At 71.0% G+C, this 19,257-nt stretch carries 20 protein-coding genes; 11 read left to right on the forward strand and 9 right to left on the reverse strand.

The annotated features are described in order from the left end of the window. Positions 1 to 113: 113 nt before the first annotated feature. The 6 genes from ACWD4J_RS35210 to ACWD4J_RS35235 all read left to right on the forward strand — a co-directional run bounded on the left by ACWD4J_RS35210 (position 114) and on the right by ACWD4J_RS35235 (position 6,519). Positions 114 to 1,745 (forward strand): ABC transporter ATP-binding protein, encoded by a 1,632-nt coding sequence (locus ACWD4J_RS35210; protein ID WP_451399563.1) that lies wholly within the window; start codon positions 114 to 116, stop codon positions 1,743 to 1,745. Beyond that, the gene (locus ACWD4J_RS35215; RefSeq protein WP_451399564.1) at positions 1,745 to 2,881 is read left to right on the forward strand and encodes an ABC transporter permease; all 1,137 of its coding nucleotides are present in this window, start codon (positions 1,745 to 1,747) and stop codon (positions 2,879 to 2,881) included. Before ACWD4J_RS35210 ends, ACWD4J_RS35215 begins: the two co-directional genes overlap by 1 nt. After that, positions 2,878 to 4,143: an ABC transporter permease gene (locus tag ACWD4J_RS35220; protein WP_451399565.1), complete on the forward strand. Its 1,266-nt coding sequence runs from the start codon at positions 2,878 to 2,880 to the stop codon at positions 4,141 to 4,143. Before ACWD4J_RS35215 ends, ACWD4J_RS35220 begins: the two co-directional genes overlap by 4 nt. Further along, the gene (locus ACWD4J_RS35225) at positions 4,140 to 4,556 is read left to right on the forward strand and encodes a cytidine deaminase (RefSeq protein WP_451399566.1); all 417 of its coding nucleotides are present in this window, start codon (positions 4,140 to 4,142) and stop codon (positions 4,554 to 4,556) included. The genes ACWD4J_RS35220 and ACWD4J_RS35225 overlap by 4 nt, the downstream gene beginning before the upstream one ends. A 257-nt stretch (positions 4,557 to 4,813) precedes the next feature. Beyond that, entirely contained in the window at positions 4,814 to 6,091 is a 1,278-nt protein-coding gene (locus tag ACWD4J_RS35230) for a thymidine phosphorylase (RefSeq protein WP_451399567.1), read from the forward strand. A 41-nt stretch (positions 6,092 to 6,132) separates the two neighbouring features. Then, entirely contained in the window at positions 6,133 to 6,519 is a 387-nt protein-coding gene (locus tag ACWD4J_RS35235) for an STAS domain-containing protein (RefSeq protein ID WP_451399568.1), read from the forward strand. On the opposite strand, the gene ACWD4J_RS35240 is transcribed toward ACWD4J_RS35235, so the two are convergent. Both ACWD4J_RS35240 and ACWD4J_RS35245 read right to left on the reverse strand, forming a co-directional pair. After that, entirely contained in the window at positions 6,430 to 7,416 is a 987-nt protein-coding gene (locus ACWD4J_RS35240; RefSeq protein ID WP_451399569.1) for a sigma-70 family RNA polymerase sigma factor, read from the reverse strand. The two genes, ACWD4J_RS35235 and ACWD4J_RS35240, sit on opposite strands and share 90 nt — an antisense overlap. A gap of 223 nt (positions 7,417 to 7,639) precedes the next feature. After that, positions 7,640 to 8,920: an MFS transporter gene (locus ACWD4J_RS35245; RefSeq protein ID WP_451399570.1), complete on the reverse strand. Its 1,281-nt coding sequence runs from the start codon at positions 8,918 to 8,920 to the stop codon at positions 7,640 to 7,642. Positions 8,921 to 8,983: 63 nt separating this feature from the next. On the opposite strand from ACWD4J_RS35245, the gene ACWD4J_RS35250 reads away from it, so the two are divergent. Further along, entirely contained in the window at positions 8,984 to 9,937 is a 954-nt protein-coding gene (locus tag ACWD4J_RS35250; protein WP_451399571.1) for a LysR substrate-binding domain-containing protein, read from the forward strand. 289 nt (positions 9,938 to 10,226) lie between these two features. Here ACWD4J_RS35250 and ACWD4J_RS35255 read toward each other — a convergent pair whose 3' ends face one another. Continuing rightward, positions 10,227 to 10,988, reverse strand: coding sequence for an alpha/beta hydrolase (locus ACWD4J_RS35255; protein ID WP_451399572.1), 762 nt, complete (start codon positions 10,986 to 10,988; stop codon positions 10,227 to 10,229). Between the two features lie 113 nt (positions 10,989 to 11,101). Here ACWD4J_RS35255 and ACWD4J_RS35260 point away from each other — a divergent pair, with 113 nt between their 5' ends. Then, on the forward strand, positions 11,102 to 12,256 hold the full coding sequence (locus ACWD4J_RS35260; RefSeq protein WP_451399573.1) for an adenosine deaminase: 1,155 nt from the start codon (positions 11,102 to 11,104) through the stop codon (positions 12,254 to 12,256). A 119-nt stretch (positions 12,257 to 12,375) separates the two neighbouring features. Further along, positions 12,376 to 12,726, forward strand: coding sequence for an ATP-binding protein (locus ACWD4J_RS35265; RefSeq protein WP_451399574.1), 351 nt, complete (start codon positions 12,376 to 12,378; stop codon positions 12,724 to 12,726). Between the two features lie 63 nt (positions 12,727 to 12,789). Here the strand turns inward: ACWD4J_RS35265 and ACWD4J_RS35270 are convergent, their stop codons facing one another. The 5 genes from ACWD4J_RS35270 to afsQ1 all read right to left on the reverse strand — a co-directional run bounded on the left by ACWD4J_RS35270 (position 12,790) and on the right by afsQ1 (position 16,856). After that, positions 12,790 to 12,990, reverse strand: coding sequence for a PspC domain-containing protein (locus ACWD4J_RS35270; protein WP_451399575.1), 201 nt, complete (start codon positions 12,988 to 12,990; stop codon positions 12,790 to 12,792). Between the two features lie 51 nt (positions 12,991 to 13,041). After that, positions 13,042 to 13,611: a VanZ family protein gene (locus ACWD4J_RS35275; protein WP_451399576.1), complete on the reverse strand. Its 570-nt coding sequence runs from the start codon at positions 13,609 to 13,611 to the stop codon at positions 13,042 to 13,044. Between the two features lie 137 nt (positions 13,612 to 13,748). Beyond that, positions 13,749 to 14,366, reverse strand: coding sequence for a hypothetical protein (locus ACWD4J_RS35280; protein ID WP_451399577.1), 618 nt, complete (start codon positions 14,364 to 14,366; stop codon positions 13,749 to 13,751). Next, positions 14,363 to 15,970 (reverse strand): ATP-binding protein, encoded by a 1,608-nt coding sequence (locus tag ACWD4J_RS35285; protein WP_451399578.1) that lies wholly within the window; start codon positions 15,968 to 15,970, stop codon positions 14,363 to 14,365. The genes ACWD4J_RS35280 and ACWD4J_RS35285 overlap by 4 nt, the downstream gene beginning before the upstream one ends. A 208-nt stretch (positions 15,971 to 16,178) precedes the next feature. Then, complete coding sequence (afsQ1, locus tag ACWD4J_RS35290; RefSeq protein WP_451399579.1) at positions 16,179 to 16,856, reverse strand: two-component system response regulator AfsQ1; 678 nt, start codon at positions 16,854 to 16,856, stop codon at positions 16,179 to 16,181. A gap of 228 nt (positions 16,857 to 17,084) precedes the next feature. On the opposite strand from afsQ1, the gene ACWD4J_RS35295 reads away from it, so the two are divergent. Next, positions 17,085 to 17,843, forward strand: a complete 759-nt coding sequence (locus ACWD4J_RS35295) for a SigE family RNA polymerase sigma factor (protein ID WP_451399580.1) — start codon at positions 17,085 to 17,087, stop codon at positions 17,841 to 17,843. 122 nt (positions 17,844 to 17,965) lie between these two features. On the opposite strand, the gene ACWD4J_RS35300 is transcribed toward ACWD4J_RS35295, so the two are convergent. After that, positions 17,966 to 18,619: a uridine kinase family protein gene (locus ACWD4J_RS35300; RefSeq protein WP_451399581.1), complete on the reverse strand. Its 654-nt coding sequence runs from the start codon at positions 18,617 to 18,619 to the stop codon at positions 17,966 to 17,968. Between the two features lie 122 nt (positions 18,620 to 18,741). Between ACWD4J_RS35300 and ACWD4J_RS35305 the strand changes: the two genes are divergently transcribed. Continuing rightward, positions 18,742 to 19,143: a hypothetical protein gene (locus ACWD4J_RS35305; RefSeq protein WP_451399582.1), complete on the forward strand. Its 402-nt coding sequence runs from the start codon at positions 18,742 to 18,744 to the stop codon at positions 19,141 to 19,143. Positions 19,144 to 19,257: the final 114 nt, after the last annotated feature.

Genomic DNA, 19,257 nt, shown 5'->3' on the forward strand with positions numbered 1-19,257 from the left:
CGCGGAGCATCGCCCCTTCCGATGCCGTAGGGGCGCGTAGACGGCCCCCTTCCCCAGGAGAGTGCGTCATCAACGCGTCCAGCAGCCCTCCGGCCGGCGCGGCGGGCGGTCAGGTGACCGCCGTCGAACTCGCCGGGATCACGAAGCGATTCCCCGGCGTCGTGGCCAACCATGACATCCACCTCACCGTCCGCAAGGGCACCGTCCACGCCCTCGTCGGCGAGAACGGCGCCGGCAAGTCGACGCTGATGAAGATCCTCTACGGCATGCAGAAGCCGGACGAGGGCACCATCTCGGTCGACGGCGAGCAGGTCGCCTTCTCGTCGCCCGCCGACGCCATCGCCCGCGGCATCGGCATGGTCCACCAGCACTTCATGCTCGCCGACAACCTCACCGTCCTGGAGAACGTGGTCCTGGGCAGCGAGAAGCTGTACGGCATCGGGGGCAAGGCGCGCCGGAAGATACTCGAGATATCCGAGCGGTACGGCCTCGACGTACGCCCGGATGTCGTCGTAGAGAACCTCGGTGTCGCCGCCCGCCAGCGCGTGGAGATCCTCAAGGTCCTCTACCGCGGCGCCCGCACCCTGATCCTCGACGAGCCCACCGCGGTCCTCGTGCCGCAGGAGGTCGACGCCCTCTTCGCCAACCTGCGCGAGCTGAAGTCCGAGGGCCTGTCGGTCATCTTCATCTCCCACAAGCTGGGCGAGGTGCTGTCGGTCGCCGACGAGATCACGGTCATCCGCCGCGGTACGACCGTCGGCACCGCCGTCCCCGCCGAGACCACCCCGCGCCAGCTCGCCGAGCTCATGGTCGGCAGCGAGCTGCCCACGCCCGAGACCAGCGAGTCGACGGTCACCGACCGCCCCGTCCTCACCGTCGAGGACCTGCGCCTGGTCGCCGACGGCGGCAAGGCGCTGCTCGACGACATCAGCTTCACCATCCACGCGGGAGAGGTCCTGGGCCTGGCCGGAGTGGAGGGCAACGGCCAGACCGAACTGGTCGACGCGCTCATCGGCCTCAGGCACGCCGACTCCGGCACCATCACGCTGGCCGAGGACGAGATCACCGCCTGGCCCACCCGCAAGCGCCGCGAGCAGGGCGTGGGCTACATCCCCGAGGACCGCCACCGCCACGGCCTGCTTCTCGAAGCGCCCCTGTGGGAGAACCGGATCCTCGGCCACGTCACCGAGGAGCCCAGCACCCGCGGCAAGTGGCGCTTCTGGCTGAACCCGAAGGCCGCGCAGGCCGACACCCGCCGGATCGTCGAGGAGTACGACGTCCGCACCCCCGGCATCGACGTCACCGCCGCCTCGCTCTCCGGCGGCAACCAGCAGAAGCTGATCGTCGGCCGTGAGATGAGCCACAAGCCGCGCTTCCTCATCGCCGCCCACCCCACCCGCGGTGTGGACGTCGGCGCGCAGGCCCAGATCTGGGACCAGATACGGCAGGCCCGCCGCGAAGGCCTCGCGGTGCTGCTGATCTCCGCGGACCTGGACGAGCTGATCGGCCTCTCCGACACCCTCCGGGTGATCTACAACGGCCGGCTCGTCGCCGACGCCGACCCCGCCACCATCACCCCGGAGGAACTCGGCTCGGCCATGACCGGCGCCGCCTCCGGCCACCTCGAACACGAAGAAGCCCCGGCGGCCGCCCTGGCCAAGACCCCGGCAGAGGCTCCCGCGCACAGCCCGGCAGACGCTCCCGCGAATATCCCGGCAGACGCCCCGGAAGACGAGGCCCGCTGATGAAGAAGTTCGACAAGGAGCGGGTGCTCCTCGCCGTGGCCGGACCGGTCATCGCGCTCGTCGTCGCCGTGGCCCTGACCTCGGTCGTGCTGATCGCCTCGGGCAAGAACCCGGTCGAGCCGTACCTGCTGATGTTCCAGCAGGCCACGTACTCCGACATCCAGGTGCTGATCATCAACCAGGCCGGGATGTACTACCTGGCGGCGCTCGCGGTGGCCATCGGCTTCCGGATGAACCTGTTCAACATCGGCGTGGACGGCCAGTACCAGCTCGCCGCCATGGCGGCCGCGATCGTCGGCACCCACGTCGCGCTGCCGGCGGTCCTGCAGCTCCCGCTGCTCGTCCTGACCGCGGTCCTCGCCGGCGCGTTCTGGTCGGGCATCGCCGGCGTCCTGAAGGTCACCCGGGGAGTCAGCGAGGTCGTCGCGACGATCATGCTCAACGCGATCGCGAGCTCCGTCATCGCCTACCTGTGGCTGCCGAACATGTTCGGCGTCAAGGTCGGCAACAACAACACGACCGGCCAGATGGCCAAGTCCGGCTGGGTGCCCGGCATCGACATGGGTCCGGCCGGCGAGATCTACGGCTTCACGATCGTCGCGGTCCTCCTCGGCATCGGCTACTGGGTCGTCCTCAACCGCACCCGCTTCGGCTTCGACCTGCGCGCCTCCGGCGCCTCGGAGACCGCCGCGGCGGCCAGCGGTGTCGACCCCAAGCGCATGGTCCTGACCGCCATGCTGGTCTCCGGCGGCATGGCCGGCCTCGCGGGCCTGCCGATCCTGCTCGGCGCCTCGCACACCTACAGCGCGACCTTCCCGACCACCCTCGGCTTCACGGGCATCACCATCGCCCTGCTCGGCCGCAACAACCCGGTCGGCATCGCCTTCGCCGCCCTCCTGATCGCCTGGCTCGACAAGGCATCCCCGGAGCTCGAATTCGCCGCGGTGCCCTACGACAAGGAGATCGCGGTCATCATGCAGGGCCTGATCGTGCTCGCGGTCGTCGTCTCGTACGAGGCCGTACGCACCTGGGGCCTGCGCCGCCAGCAGCGCCGCGTCGGCGCGGAGCTCGCCGCGGGCCACGTCCTCGGCGCCACCGCCGACAACAACACCGAGAAGGAGGTGGCTGGCCGATGACCACGGCAACCGCTGTCAACCAGCCCTCGCTGCAGTCCGCCGCACCGGCCGGCCGCAGACTCTCACTCCCCGTCCTGCTGCTGGTCATCGCGGGCGCCCTCGCGCTGACCTCGATCGTCCGCATCATCACCGGCGCCGACGGCATCACCAACGTCAGCCAGATGTCCACCGCGCTCCAGCTGGCCGTACCGATCGGCCTGGCCGGTCTCGGCGGCCTGTGGGCCGAGCGCGCGGGAGTCGTCAACATCGGCCTCGAAGGCATGATGATCCTCGGCACCTGGTTCGGTGCCTGGGCCGGCTACCAGTGGGGCCCGTGGACCGGCGTGCTCGTCGGCATCCTCGGCGGCGCGCTCGGCGGCCTGCTGCACGCGTTCGTCACCGTCACCTTCAACGTCAACCACATCGTCTCCGGTGTGGCCATCAACATCCTGGCGCTCGGCGCCACCCGCTACCTCGCCCCGCTCGCCTTCGAGGGCGTCCAGGGCGGCTCGGCCAAGCAGTCCCCGCCGGTCACCTCCCTCGGCGACTTCACGGTGCCAGGACTCTCCGACGCGCTTCAAGAACTGAACGCCAAGGGCTGGTTCTTCGTCTCCGACATCGCGGGACTCCTCGGCGGCCTGGTCACCAATGTCTCCTGGCTCACCCTGATCGCCGTCGCGCTCATCCCCGCCTCCTGGTGGATCCTGTGGCGCACCGCCTTCGGTCTGCGCCTGCGGTCCTGCGGCGAGAACCCGGTCGCGGCCGAGTCCCTCGGCGTCAACGTCTACAAGTACAAGTACCTGGCCGTGATCATTTCCGGCGGCCTCGCCGGACTCGGCGGCGTCTTCCTCTCCATCGTCGCCAACCCCTTCTACCTGGAGGGCCAGACCAGCGGCCGCGGCTACATCGGTCTCGCCGCGATGATCTTCGGCAACTGGATGCCCGGCGGACTCGCCCTCGGCGCGGGCCTCTTCGGCTACACCGACAGCCTCAACCTGCGCGGCGGCTCCGAGAACGTCCACGCGCTGCTGCTGCTCGGCGCCATCCTGCTGGTGGTCGGCGCGGTCTGGCTGCTGATCCGGAAGAAGTACGTCCCGGCCGTGATCACCCTGGTCGTCGGCGTCCTGATGTTCACTTGGTACTCCGTCACCAACGAGGTGCCCAACCAGGTCGTCTCCGCCACGCCGTACGTCATCACGCTGCTCGTGCTCGCCCTGTCGGCGCAGCGCCTGCGGATGCCGAAGGCGGACGGCCTGCCGTACCGGAAGGGTCAGGGCAAGTGAGCTCCGCGGACGGCGTCGCCCGTGACGCCGAAGTCGACTGGGAGGCCCTGCGGGAGGCCGCTCGGGACGCCATGTCCCGCGCCTACGCCCCCTACTCCGGCTTCCCCGTCGGCGCCGCGGCCCTGGCCGACGACGGCCGGACCGTGACCGGCTGCAACGTCGAGAACGCCTCGTACGGGCTCGGGCTGTGCGCCGAGTGCGGGCTCGTCTCGCAGCTGCAGCTGACCGGCGGCGGCCGGCTGACGCACTTCACCTGCGTGGACGGCAAGGGCGACATCCTGATGCCGTGCGGGCGCTGCCGCCAGCTGCTGTTCGAGTTCGGCGGGCCCGGGCTGCTGCTGGAGACGCCGCAGGGGGTGCTGCCTCTGTCGGCGGTGCTGCCGCAGGCGTTCGGGCCGGAGCGGCTGCTGTAGGGCGGTTTTTCTTCCCCTACCCCGCCCCTTCCCGAAACTGGGGCTCCGCCCCAGACCCCGGATCGCCCTTCGGGCTCGTCCTCAAGCGCCGGACGGGCTGAAAAATTCAGCCCGTCCGGGGGCACCTCCCAGCGTCAGCTGGGGGAGCTTGAGGACGAGGCGGCGAAGCCGCCGACAAACGGGGGTCCAGGGGGCGGGGTGGGGGAGAAAAACGGCCACCCACCCACCGCACCACCGGAAAACCCGGAAGGAACCCCATGGACGCCATCTCCGTCATCCGCACCAAGCGCGACCGCGGCGAACTCACAGACCCCCAGATCGACTGGGTCATCGACGCCTACACCCGCGGCGAGGTCGCCGACGAGCAGATGTCCGCCCTGGCGATGGCCATCCTCCTCAACGGCATGAACCGCCGCGAGATCGCCCGCTGGACCGCCGCCATGATCGCCTCCGGCGAGCGCATGGACTTCTCCACGCTCACCCGCCCCACGGCGGACAAGCACTCCACGGGCGGCGTGGGCGACAAGATCACGCTGCCTCTCGCGCCCCTGGTGGCCGCCTGCGGCGCCGCCGTCCCGCAGCTCTCCGGCCGCGGCCTCGGCCACACCGGCGGCACGCTCGACAAGCTGGAGTCCATCCCGGGCTGGCGCGCCCTGCTCTCCAACGAGGAGATGCTGCACGTCCTCGACACGACCGGCGCGGTGATCTGCGCGGCGGGCGACGGCCTGGCCCCCGCCGACAAGAAGCTGTACGCCCTGCGGGATGTGACCGGAACGGTCGAGGCGATCCCGCTGATCGCCTCCTCGATCATGTCGAAGAAGATCGCGGAGGGCACCGGCTCGCTGGTCCTCGACGTGAAGGTCGGCACGGGCGCCTTCATGAAGACGATCGAGGACGCCCGCGAACTCGCCTCCACCATGGTCGGGCTGGGCACCGACCACGGCGTGAAGACGGTCGCGCTGCTCACCGACATGGCCACCCCGCTCGGCCTGACCGCCGGCAACGCCCTCGAGGTCCGCGAGTCGGTGGAGGTCCTGGCGGGCGGCGGCCCCGCGGACGTCGTCGAACTGACCCTCGCCCTGGCCCGCGAAATGCTGGACGCGGCCGGGCTGCCGGAGGCCGATCCGGCGAAGGCCCTGGCGGACGGCTCCGCCATGGACGTATGGCGCCGCATGATCGCCGCACAGGGCGGCGACCCGGACGCACCGCTGCCCACATCCCGCGAGCAGCACGTCGTGACGGCGCCGTCCTCCGGCGTACTGACCCGCCTCGACGCGTACGGCGTCGGCGTGGCCGCCTGGCGCCTCGGCGCGGGGCGCGCCCGCAAGGAGGACCCGGTCCAGGCCGCGGCAGGCATCGAACTCCACGCCAAGCCGGGCGACACGGTCACCGCCGGCCAGCCCCTCCTCACCCTCCACACGGACACGCCGGAGCGCTTCGAGTACGCGCTCGAGTCGCTGGAGGGTGCATACGACATCGCGGCGCCCGACACGGCCTTCACGCCGTCGCCGATCGTGCTGGAACGCATCGCCTGAGCCGGAGAGCCCATCCCACAGCGTCCGCGTCGCGGCACGCGATGACTTCTCCGCTCACGCCCGGTCTACCGACCGTGGACGCTCCGACACCCCCACCCCTGGTCCTGCCCGGCGCCATCGACCGCGCCGAGGCGGACCGGCTGTGCGCGGACGTACGAGCGCAGCTGCTGGCCACCGGCGCGGACGTCGTCGTGTGCGACGCCGCGGCGCTGGCCGCTCCCGGGCTCGCCGCCGTCGACCTGCTGGCCCGCCTTGAGCTGGCCGCGCGCCGCGCGGGCGGCCGGATCCGGGTACGCAACCCGGCCCCGCAGCTACGCGAACTGCTCCAACTCGTCGGGCTAGGGCTCGAGATGGAGCGGCACTCCGAACAGCGGGAACCACCGCGCCGTGTCCAGGAAGCAGTGGAACCCGGTGATCCGGCCCTCTGACACCTCTATGACCTGCACCGACCAGGGCACGAAGCCCTTGCCGTCCGGATCAGGCTTGTACTGCGCGAACGCCGGGGTGCCATTGGCGACGACCGGAAGCAGCCGGGAGCCCTCGCAGGCCGCGCCCAGCGTCGTCATGAAGCCGGTGATGTCCGCCGACCCGCGCAGCCACAGGTCGAACGGCGGCATCGTCATCACCGCGTCCTCGTGCAGCAGCGCCGTCAGCGCCGCCATGTCGTACCCCTCGAAGGCCGCCACATAGCGGTCCAGGAGCCTTTGCTGCTCCTCGTCCAGCGGGTCGGCGGTCGCCGTGTCCAGGGAGCCGCCGCTCTCGGCCAGCGTCGCCCGCGCCCGCTGCAGCGCGCTGTTGACCGAGGCGACCGAGGTGCCGAGCAACTCGGCGACCTCACTGGCCTTCCACGCCAGCACCTCCCGCAGGATCAGCACCGCCCGCTGCTTCGGCGGCAGTTGCTGCAGGGCCGCCATGAACGCGAGGCGCACCGACTCCTTTGCCACCGCGGCCTCCGCGGGGTCGCTCACCTCGGGCAGCACGCGCCCGTCCGGCATCGGCTCCAGCCAGGTGTGGTCCGGACGGGGATTGAGCGCCGCCTGCGCCAGCGGCGTGGCCTCGGTGAGGTCCATGGGGCGGGCCCGGCGGTTGCCCGCGTTCAGCATGTCCAGGCACACGTTCGTCGCGATGCGGTACAGCCACGAGCGCAGTGACGAGCGGCCCTCGAACCGGTCGTGGCTCCGCCAGGCGCGCACCATCGTGTCCTGCACGGCGTCCTCGGCCTCGAAGGAGGAACCGAGCATGCGGTAGCAATACCCCGTCAGCTCGACCCGGTGCTTCTCCAGCCGGGCGTCCAGATCCGTCGTCGTCGCTGTGCTGTCACTCATGGAACGCACCTCTGTGGCCTCTCCGTCGCCCTGTGCGGCGCAGCAGTCCGGAAGCTACAGGACCCCACTGACAATCGTCCCGGACCTGCCGTTTTCCGCGCGTAGGGGCCGAACAGGCGCCGTCCGGCGTCCACGCGCACCGCATACTCGCGCGACACCCCGCGCACCGCCAGTCGGCGGGTGCGCGGGGTGTCGTGTGCGGAACGAGCCGTGACCGGCGGCCTCAGTGCCGTACGGGCACCGCCACCAGCCGGGCCTGCGCCCGAGCCGCCCGAGTTCCGGCCGCCGTGATCGTCACGACGCCTGCCACGGCGAGGAGTCCGAGCGCCACGGTCCCGAACCAGCCGCCGGCGTGGAAGGCGACCGCGCCCAGCGTGCTGCCCGCGCTGGAGCCCACGTAGTACGAGGACTGGTACAGCGCCGAGGCCTGCGCCCGGCCCCGGGTCGCCGTGTGGCTCACCGCCGAGGACGCGACCGCGTGGCCCGCGAAGAAGCCTGCGGTGATCAGGACCAGGCCCAGCAGGACCAGCGGCAGCGTGTCGGCGAGCGACAGCACCAGGCCCGCGGCCGTCGTACCGCCCCCCAGGTACAGCGCCCCGCGCCGCCCGAGCCGCGCCACCAGCTTCCCGGCCGCCGACGCCGACACCGTACCGACGAGATAGACCAGGAAGATCGAGCCGATGATGCCCTGCGGAAGCGAGAACGGCGCATCCGTCAGCCGGTAGCCGATCACCGTGTAGACGCCGCCGAACACCGTCATGAACAGCCCGCCGATCGCGTACAGGCGGCGCAGCAGCGGATCGGACAGGTGACCGCGGACCGTGCGGCCCAGCGCCTTCGGGTTCAGCGTGCCGGGCGTGAAGTGGCGCGGCACCGGCAGCAGTACGCGGAACAGTGCCGCGCACACCACGGCGATCAGGCCGACCACACCCACGGCCACACGCCAGCCCCACTCCTGCGCGACCCAGCCGGTGATGACCCGGCCGCTCATCCCGCCGACGCTGTTGCCCGCGACGAACAGCCCGATCGCGGTGACCAGCGCCCTGGGGCGCACCTCCTCCGCGAGGTACGCCGTCGCGGACGCCGGAACCCCGGCGAGGGCTGCGCCCTGCACCGCGCGCAGCGCGATCAGCGCGCCGACCGACGGGGCGAACGGCACCAGCACAGCCACCGCCACCGCGACCGTGAGGGACGCCGTCATCATGGTCCGCCGCCCGAACCGCTCGGAGAGCGCGGACATCGGCAGTACGCACAGCGCCAGCCCACCCGTCGCCGCCGACACGGTCCAGCTCGCCGTGGACGCGCTCACGCCGAAGTCGGCGGAGACCAGCGGGAGCAGGGCCTGCGTGGAGTAGAGGACGGCGAACGTGGCGACGCCCGCCAGGAACAGGGCGAAGCTCATCCGGCGGTAACCGGGACCGCCCGGGGCCATACGGGAGTCGGGAGCAGAGGCGTCGGGGCGGGCGTCCATGGTGGTGGACGCCTTGGTACTGGCAGGAGGCATGCCTCGAACCTACGATCACCTGCATTCATGCGTCCAATGCATGGAATCGCCATAATCGATCCCATGCAGCATGAGCAGAGGTCACAGCCGCGACTGTCACCGTCCAGTGACACGGAAGACATTGCGGCGATACTCGCGCCGCGTCTCGCCTACTTCGCAGGGGTCGCCCGCACCGAGCACGTCACGCGGGCCGCGCAGGAGATGCAGGTGCCGCAGTCGACCCTGTCCCGGGCCCTCGTACGCCTCGAACAGGACCTGGGCGTCGACCTGTTCGCCCGTCACGGACGCACGGTCTCGCTGACGCCCGCGGGCCGCACCTTCCTCACCTCGGTGGAGCGGGCGCTCGCCGAGATCGAACGCGCCGCCGAGGAGGTACGGGCGGACGTCGACCCCGCGTCGGGCAAGGTGGCCTTCGGCTTCCTGCACACGATGGGCTCCGAGACCGTGCCCGAGCTCATCCGCGCGTTCCGCGTCGACCATCCGCGGGTGCGGTTCAGTCTCGTCCAGAACTACGGCGAGGCGATGATCGAGCGGCTGCGGTCGGGGGAGTTGGACCTCTGTCTGACCTCGCCGGTCCCCGACGCGCCCGACCTGGTCGCGCGCCGCCTCGACGAGCAGCGGCTGCGGCTGGTCGTGCCCGACGACCACCGGCTCGCCTCCCGCAAGCGCGTCCGGCTGGCCGAGGCGGCCGACGAGACCTTCGTGACCCTCGAACCCGGGTACGGGTTGCGCCGGATCACCGACGACCTGTGCCGGCAGGCCGGGTTCCGTCCCCGTATCGCCTTCGAGGGGGAGGAGGCCGAGACCCTGCGCGGCATGGTCGCCGCCGGGCTCGGTGTGGCGCTGCTGCCGCCGCCGGCCGTGGCGCGGCCCGGGGTCGCCGAGCTCACGGTCACTGCGCCGCGGGCGGCCCGCGAGATCGGGGTGGCGTGGCGGGCGGGCATCCCCGACACCCCACCGGTGGCGGCCTTCAAGCGATTCCTGCTGTCGCGGCGGGGGCACCTTCTGCCGGACTGAGCGGTCCCGTAGTCCGGGTGGGACCACTGTCTCCCGGCGCCCGTCATGGTGGTTGCGCCCACCCCGCCCGGGCGCCCCACGTTTCACGGCACCCGCCGTCGTGGGTTGTGCCCACCCTCCCCCAGCTACCGCTGGGAGGTGCCCCCAGCCATGCGGAACGCCTGCCCACAACGGTGAGGTGCGGTTGCCCACCGCCAGGCGCAACCGACCCAGCCACCGGCAGGTGGCGTACCAGCCCATGACGACCCGCGGCCGCGTTCGTACCCAACCACCCACCGGCAGGTGGCACTCAGCGGCGGCGTCCCGCCGACCCGAACCCCGCCGCCAACGGCATCCGCAACCCCAGCGGCGGCGGAGCCGCCAGCGCGTCCGCGACCGGGCGCGAGAAGTCGCGCCCGAAGAGCGTGCCGAGCACGAAGTCCGAGGCGAGAGCGAGGACTTCGGCCCAGTACTGATGCAGCCCGTGCCCGTCGGAGTGCACCTCGAACCGGCAGATCCCGGGATTGGTCTTCTTCACCCGGGCCGCCAGCCGAAACGACAACTCGGGGTCCGTACGCTCGTCGTTGGTCCCGTGCACGATCATCACGCGCCGCCCCGCCAGCTGCTTCACGGGTTCGGGAGCCACGGCCACGTCGTCCTCGGGCAGCCAGGGCGCGACCGCCAGCACGGAGTCGACCGCTTCGTGCCCGCCGGCGTGCAGGGCGGCACGGCCGCCCATGTCCACGCCGGCGAGGCAGACGGGCACGTCGCCGTAGCGCCGTACGACCTCCTGCACAGCCCATGAGGCGTCGCGCGCGAGATGCGCCTCGCTTCCGTTCCAGCCGCGGTACCGGTAACGGACCACATGCGCCGCAAGCCCCTGCTCACGCCCGTCGCGTGCGAGACGCCGCCCCAGGGCGCGTGCCGACGACGCGGCGAGCGGGGACGGACGGCGCACGGAGACCTCGTCACCCCCGGGCAGCAGGAGCACCACACCGCCCACGGCGGTCGGCTCCGGGCCGATCGCCTTTCCCAGCCTCGGCGTCTGAGCCGACGTCGCTTGCTGTGCCATGACAGAACAGTGTCAGAAGCACTGGTGTACTCCACCTGTCCGATGGGTCACCGTTACGTATCGACGATCCTTGGAGACAAGAGATCTACGCGCGTAGGAGTTAGAGTGCGGAAATGACAAGCCAGACCCGCGAAATGCCGACTCCGGATCAGATCCGCCGCGCCCCGAAGGTGCTGCTCCACGACCACCTCGACGGTGGCCTGCGCCCCGGCACCGTCGTCGAACTCGCCCGTGCCCAGGGCTACGACCACCTCCCCGAGACCGACCCGGACAAGCTCGGCATCTGGTTCCGGGAGGCGGCCGACTCCGGTTCGCTGGAGCGCTATCTGGAGACCTTCGCGCACACCTGCGCCGTCATGCAGACCAAGGAGGCGCTGAAGCGCGTCGCCGCCGAGTGCGCCGAGGACCTGGCCGAGGACGGCGTCGTCTACGCCGAGATCCGGTACGCCCCCGAGCAGCACCTCGAAAAGGGCCTCACGCTCGAAGAGGTCGTAGAGGCGGTCAACGAGGGCTTCCGTGAGGGCGAGCGCATCGCCCGCGAGAACGGTCACCGCATCCGCGTCGGCGCCCTCCTCACCGCGATGCGGCACGCCGCCCGCGCCCTGGAGATCGCCGAACTCGCCAACCGCTACCGGGATGCCGGCGTCGTCGGCTTCGACATCGCGGGCGCCGAGGCCGGCTACCCGCCCACCCGGCACCTCGACGCCTTCGAGTACCTCAAGCGCGAGAACAACCACTTCACGATCCACGCGGGCGAGGCCTTCGGTCTCCCGTCGATCTGGCAGGCGCTGCAGTGGTGCGGTGCCGACCGGCTCGGCCACGGCGTGCGCATCATCGACGACATCAAGGTCGCGGACGACGGCTCGGTGCAGCTCGGGCGGCTGGCCGCGTACGTACGGGACAAGCGCATCCCGCTGGAGATGTGCCCCACCTCCAACCTCCAGACGGGCGCGGCGTCCTCGTATGCCGAGCACCCCATCGGCCTGCTGCGCCGGCTGCACTTCCGGGCCACCGTCAACACCGACAACCGCCTCATGAGCGGCACCAGCATGAGCCGTGAATTCGAGCTGCTGACCGAGGCTTTCGGATACACGCTCGACGACATCCAGTGGTTCACCGTCAATGCGATGAAATCAGCATTCATTCCTTTCGACGAACGACTGGCGATGATCAATGACGTGATCAAGCCGGGATATGCCGAGCTGAGGTCCGAATGGCTGTTCAAGCAGACGGCGTCGACCAGCGCTTCTGTGCAAAAAAGGGCCTGACGGCCAACCCGCCGGAGGCCTGGGCGTGACGAATTCTTGAGAAAACCCGGTGTTTGCGGGGGACACGAAACGGTCGTTACGTTTCTGAGATCCAAAGCCCCCGTCACGAGGACGTGAAGATGAAGCAGTCTGCCGCCAAGACCCTCGGCGTCGCCGCGCTCGGTGCCGCCTTCGCTGCCGCGGGCGCCGGTGCGGCCAACGCCGCCCCCGGAGTCGCCACGGACCTCGGCGAGGCCGCGCGGACGCTGCCCGCCAAGGTCAGCCCCGAATCCCTCGACGAGGCGCAGTACACGGTCGGGACCGCCACCGGCCAGGTGGCGGCGTCAACGCTGCCGGCCCCGCTCGACAACACCCGGGTGAGCGGCCTCCTGGGCGGCCTGCCGCCGCAGAACTTCCACACGCAGGAGCTCGGCACGCAGGGCCTCCACACGCCGGAGCTGCCGCTGCACAACTCCCTGGGCCTCGGCTGACCCGGACACACCGACGGGGTGCACCGACATGTTCGGTGCACCCCGTCGTGCTGTCTGGGCCGCCTACCAGGCCTGGCGGGCGCTCTCCTCGCTGGGGAACAGGATCCACAGCGCGATGTAGAGCAGGAACTGGGGGCCGGGCAGCAGGCACGAGAGTACGAAGATCACTCGCATCGTGGTCGCGGAGGTGCCGAAGCGCCGTGCCAGCGCTGCGCACACTCCGCCGATCATCCGTCCGTTGGTGGGGCGGGCAAGGCGGCTCATCGTGGGCTCCTTCGCGAACCGTGGAGGCGGTTGCCTCATCTGCCTTCCACGCTACGGACGCGAAACGGGCAGAGCGTCGCTCTTCGGTGCGAGGCCGACCCTGGTAATCATCGGGGTCGTTCCCTGAGGGGCGTCCTCCCTGGGTGCGGGGGTGCGCTCGGCCCTACGGCGGAGCCGGCCCCGGGCGGCGGGCACGACGGCGACATGCGCGAGCGCCACGCCCACGGTGTTCAGCAGCAGCGAGTCGACGTCCACGATCTGGCCCGGTACACCGGTCTGCAGCAGTTCGATGCTCAGCGACAGGAGCGCGCCGGCCGCGACCGTACGGGCCAGGGAGCCCAGCGGCGACGCGGACAGTTTTCCACCGGCCATCGGCAGGATTACGCCCAGCGGGGCGAGCAGCAGCAGACCCTCGCCGATGCGGCGGGCGGCCTGTAACGGGCCGAGCGCCAGGTCGGCTCGGATACCGGCGAAGGGATGCAGATTCGCCGCGCTCACCCACGGGACGTTCAGGGGGCGCAGCGTGAGCCATCCGACGAGGAGGAGGTGTGCGACGAGGAGGACGCCTCCTGCCGCACGAACGCGGAACGCGACGTTGCCGTCGCCCGATCCTTGACGCACGCCCCCAATGACGCCGGGGCTCGCGCCGCGGTTCCGCGGTATGCCTCATTCGGCGGTACGTACGCCTCCGGCGGGGGCTCGCGCCCTTTTGTACGCCCCAGGGGGCACAGGTGCGACGCGAGGGCACCCGCCGTCGCTCAGGACCCGGAAACCGCCTCAGAGGACGGAAGCGCCGTGCCCGGACGGGTGCGGACGTCCGATGTGCACTCGTAGCGTCGCGCAGGCCCGTCGCCGGGCCCTCCCAGCACCACCGCCCCGTGCTCGTCCGCGGCAGCGGAATCCGCGTACGTGCAGACGATCTGCGCGAGCGCGTACGCCGACAGATCCGCCGGCGGGCTGCTCAGCCGCAACGTGTCCTCCGGATCGCCTCCCCGCGGCCCGGACACCGTCATGCCACCACGCACAGCGGTCGTGTACCCCGCCTGCTTCTCCGGCGCCGACGGCGTCTCCGCCAGCTTGTCGAGCAGCGCCTGCGCCACCCGTACCCGGTCCGTCGCCACGTTCCCGGAGAGCTGCACGGTCCGGTCGACCGGCACCAGCTGCGACGCGCACACGAGGAAGACCTGCACGGAGACGCCCCGCGCCGACTGCGTGCCGATCTCGTCCCCGCCCAGGGCGCACGGCACCCGCGACGGTGCCGCACCGAAGTCGGTCGGCACCTCGGTCGGCCGGATCCCGCACCCGGAGAGCACCGAGGCCAGCACCACGCCGAGCAGCGGAACGGCCACCGCACCCCGCAGACGCCGTACGTTCACCGCTCACCTCCGTCGCACTCCTGGGACGACGATCCGTCGCCCCGCTCCCGCTCCTGTTCGCGTTCCCGCTCGAGTTCCGCCACCCCTGAGGCATCCCGCGGCACCCGGAACGTGAACACCGCCCCGCCGTCGGGCGAGTTCGCCGCGGTGATGTCGCCCCCGTGGATATGGGCGTTCTCCAGCGCGATGGACAGCCCGAGCCCGCTGCCCTCGGACCGCGGCCGGGAGGCGCTCGCCTTGTAGAAGCGGTCGAAGACGTGCGGCAGCACATCCTCGGGGATGCCGGGCCCGTGGTCGCGCACCTCGATGGCCATCACCTGGCCGTCAGGGCCCTCGGTCCGCACGGCTACCCGCACAGGCGAACCGCCGTGCTTGAGCGCGTTCCCGATGAGGTTCGCGAGGATCACGTCGAGGCGCCGCGGATCGATCCGGGCCATGATGCCGCGCTCGGCGTCGAGTTCGACGGCGTCGAGCCAGGCGCGCGCGTCGATGCAGGCGGTGATCTGGTCGGCGATGTCCACGTTGTCGAGGACCAGCCGGGCCGTGCCCGCGTCGAAGCGGGTGACCTCCATCAGGTTCTCCACGAGGTCGTTCAGCCGCCGCGTCTCACTGACGACCAGCCGTACCGCGGGCTCGATCATCGGATCGACGCTGCCGGTCTCGGCGTCCAGCTCCTCCTCGAGGACCTCGGTCACGGCGGTGATCGCGGTCAGCGGCGTACGCAGCTCGTGCGACATGTCGGCGACGAACCGCCGCGACGCCTCGTCGCGCGCGGTCATCTCCGCGACGCGCTGCTCCAGCGCCTCCGCGGTCCGGTTGAACGTACGCGACAGATCGGCGAGCTCGTCCGTCCCGGACACCCGCAGCCGGGTGTCCAGCTTGCCCTCGCCGAGCCTGCGCGCGGCGACCCCGAGCCGGTGCACGGGCTTGAGGACGGTCGTCGCGGCGGCCTGCGCGAGCAGCGCGGAGCCGATCAGCGCGAGCCCGGTGGCGATCCCCAGCGACCAGGCCAGCGAGTTGAGGTCCTTGGCCTCCGGCTCCAGGGACTTGAGCATGTAACCGGTGGGCCCGCCCCCGATCATCGTGGCGCCGCCCACGAGGTACGGCGTGCCGTCGTCGACGATCCGCTGCCAGTACAGGTGGTACGGGTACTTGTTGCCCTCGGTGATCTCTTGTTTCTCGTCCACCGCGTCGCGCAGCGACTTCGGTACGTCGGACAGCGTGAAGGTGCCCAGGTCGGAGTTGCCGACGACGGTGTCGCCGTGCTCGTCCTCGGCGATCAGCAGCACGCTGAAGTGCTGGCCGCTGGCGGCCATCTGACCTGCGGCGCGCTGCAGTTCCTCCTGCGTCGGACGGGCCGGCAGCGCGCCCGCGCGGTTCTGCATCTCCTGCTGGAAGTCGTTCAGCGCGGCGTCCTGCGCGCGGGTGAGCACCGCCTCGCGGTTGAGCCAGTACGCTATGCCGCTCGCCGACACGGCGGCGGTCAGGGCGACGAGGGCGAACACGAGGACCAGGCGCAGGCGCAGACTCGTGAAGCGCAGCGTCGAGAGGATCGCCTTGCGCGCCGCGGCCCAGCCGCGGAGCTTGTCGTGCGGTTTCGTCACCGTGCCCGACCGCTCACTTCCGCGCCCGCGCGCCGCAGCGCGGGTGTCGCCGCCCCTGCCTGCATGGTCACTCTTCCATTCTCTGCCGGAACACGGCCGAAAGAACCACCTGTTGCGCTGTGCTTCAGGGGGCTGAAGTGGCCGGCGTAACAGGAGTGGTCGAAGTGCAGGAGCAGCGGTTGGACGAAGCTGGCGTCACGGCCGTCTCTCACGAGGGCGTGTCCAGCCGGTAGCCCACGCCACGCACCGTGCGGATCAGCGTCGGCGAGGACGGCACGTCCTCGACCTTGGCGCGCAGCCGCTGCACACAGGCGTCGACGAGCCGGGAGTCGCCGAGATAGTCGTGCTCCCAGACGAGGCGCAGCAGCTGCTGGCGCGACAGCGCCTGGCCCGGCCTGCGGCTCAGCTCCAGCAGCAGACGCAGCTCGGTCGGCGTGAGCTGGAGATCCTCGCCGTTCTTGGTGACGGTCATCGCCGCACGGTCGATGACCACGCTCCCGAACGTTGCCGAGTCGTTCGCCTCCCGCTCGCCGCGGCGCAGCACGGCACGGATCCGCGCGTCCAGCACCCGGCCCTGCACGGGCTTGACGACATAGTCGTCGGCGCCGGACTCGAGCCCGACGACCACGTCGATGTCGTCGCTGCGCGCGGTCAGCAGGATGATCGGCAGCTGGTCGGTGCGCCGGATGCGCCGGCACACCTCGAACCCGTCGATGCCGGGCAGCATCACGTCCAGCACGATCAGGTCCGGACGCTGTTCGCGCAGCAGCTTCAGACCGTCCTCGCCGGTGGCAGCGGTGGCCACACGGTGCCCCTGGCGCGTCAGCGACAGCTCCAGGGCCGTACGGATGGCGTCGTCGTCCTCGATCAGCAACAGGGAAGGCACGGCTCATTCTGACTCATCACACGGTGGGGTTTCGACAGTTGCGACGCTCCCGTCCACACGCCGTACCTCGAACTCCTGTGAAGGATCTTTGACAGCGCCCCGGCACGCCCGTGTGCCGGACCCCTGTGACAGGTCTGTGACAGTCGGCGGACACCGCCATGAAGTCGCCCCGGCAGAGTTTTCGTCACAGCAAGGACCGAGACCCACTCCACCGACGGGGGGCGCGAGATGAACATGCTGCACAGCACCACGACAAGCGCAGTTGTCACGCGTCTGCACGACGTGCGGGGCACCGGTCAGCACGAGAAGTCCGGTGCCGTGAGCGGGCGGGGGTGCGCTCGCGGCACCGGGCGTCAGCACGCCGCGTACATGACGGTGGTTGACGCACATGCGGGGGGAAGCACCAACGGGGGAGCTCACGGGGGAGCCGCGTACGGGGAGGCCTCGGGGGAGCGTCGTGCCAGGTCGGAAGCGGAGTTCACCGCCTACGTCCAGGAGCGCCGCGCCTCCCTGTACGCGACCGCGTACCACCTGACCGGTGACCGCTTCGAGGCGGAGGATCTGCTGCAGAGCGCCCTCTTCTCGACGTACAAGGCCTGGGACCGGATCAGCGACAAGGCCGCGGTGGGGGGCTATCTCCGCCGCACCATGACCAACCTGCACATCAGCGCCTGGCGGCGCCGCAAGCTGAACGAGTACCCGACCGAGGAGCTGCCGGAGACGGCCGGTGACACGGACGCGATGCGCGGCACCGAGCTGCGCGCCGTGCTGTGGCAGGCGCTGGCCCGGCTGCCCGAACTCCAGCGCACCATGCTGGTCCTGCGCTACTACGAGGGTCGTACGGACCCGGAGATCGCGGAGATTCTCGACATCAGTGTCGGCACGGTGAAGTCGAGCATCTGGCGCTCCCTGCGCCGGCTGCGCGAGGACGACGTCCTGAGCTTCGGCCGTGACGAGGAGGAGTCCTTCGGCGAGCTGGTCGCCTGAGGTCTGGGGGTACGGGGGAACAGCGGGGGACCACGGGGGTCACGGGGGACCACGGGGGAAATGGATAGCGGGACCGGAAGGCCGGGGGGGCCTTTCCGGTCCCGTTTTCTGTCCGGGGCCGATCAGGCCTCGGCTCGTACCTCGGCGGCCTCGGCGGCCGGGATGGCCTCGACGATCTGCCCGGCGGCCGCCAGCCGGAGACCTGCCTCGCTCTTGTCGCAGGGGTGAGCGCCCAGCGCTGCATGGCGGGCCACGATGGCGCGTTCGGCGCGCATGAGGCGCCAGCCCCGGCGGATCAGGAACGGGACGGACTTGCGGCCCTCCTTCAGATCCCGCAGCAGCCGCCGCCGGAACGTCGTCGACGGCCGACCGCGCAGGCACAACGCGTCGGCCAGCAGGCCGAGTTCCCGGCAGCGCCCCACGATGTCGGCGGCGAAGATGCCCTCGGCGATGAACAGCGGGGCATGCCCGAGGTCGAGCGTGTCCTCGCCGGTCCGCGCGCTCGTCGAGATGTCGTAGCGCGGTACCCGCGTCCGGCCCGCGCGGCACAGTTCCTCGATCGTCGTGAGGGCGGCCTCTGTGTCCCAGGACTCGGGCGAGTCCCAGTCGATGTCCGAACTGCCCGGTACGAGCGGCAGAGTCGGGTCGTCGCCCTCCTTGTAGAAGTCGTCGAGGCTCAGCACGGGCAGCCCGGAGCGGGCGGCGAACGACGACTTTCCGGAGCCGGAGGGGCCGGCGAGCAGCACGACACGTGTGGCAGGGGCATGGGAACTCACGAGAGACCAGTGTGCGGCATCCCGCGGCCCGCGCCGACCCCCGCGGGTCGTCTTTGGTGTGCACGGCGCGTGTCAACTACGCTTCGTAGTGAATCGGTTACTCAAAGGAGGCGGTTTCCCCCATGGCACGACACGCAGTTCCTCAGCGCAGGTCCGCTCAGCGTGGCCTGCTGCGCGCCGGGCTCGCGCTGACTGTCGCAGGTATCGGACTCGGTGCGGGAGGCGCGGCCACGGCCAGTGCCGCGCCGCTGCCGGGCGGCCTGGGCACGCTCGGCAAGCTCGACCCCCAGGCGGCGGCGCAGGGGACGAACGTGGCGCTGCACCACGCGCTGGGCGCGGTGAAGAACGGCAAGGTCGACCCGCTCGCCGACGCGGGCGTGGACCCGCTGAGCAATTCGGTCGGCACGCAGATCGCCGACTTCAAGCCCGTGTCGACGAGACAGGTGACGGGCCCGCTGACCGGCGGTGGTTCGCTCGGGACCCTCCCGGTGGCGGACAGGGCGGCGGGTCTGCTGCCGGGCTGACGGCCCTCGCAGCGCAGAGCCCCGCCTCCCCGGGGACGGAGGGGAGGCGGGGCTCGTCTGCGTGTGGTGCGTCAGCGTAGCCGTACGGGACCGGTGCGGGCACCGTCGCGTACG

It is taken from the genome of Streptomyces sp. NPDC002577, assembly GCF_053594815.1.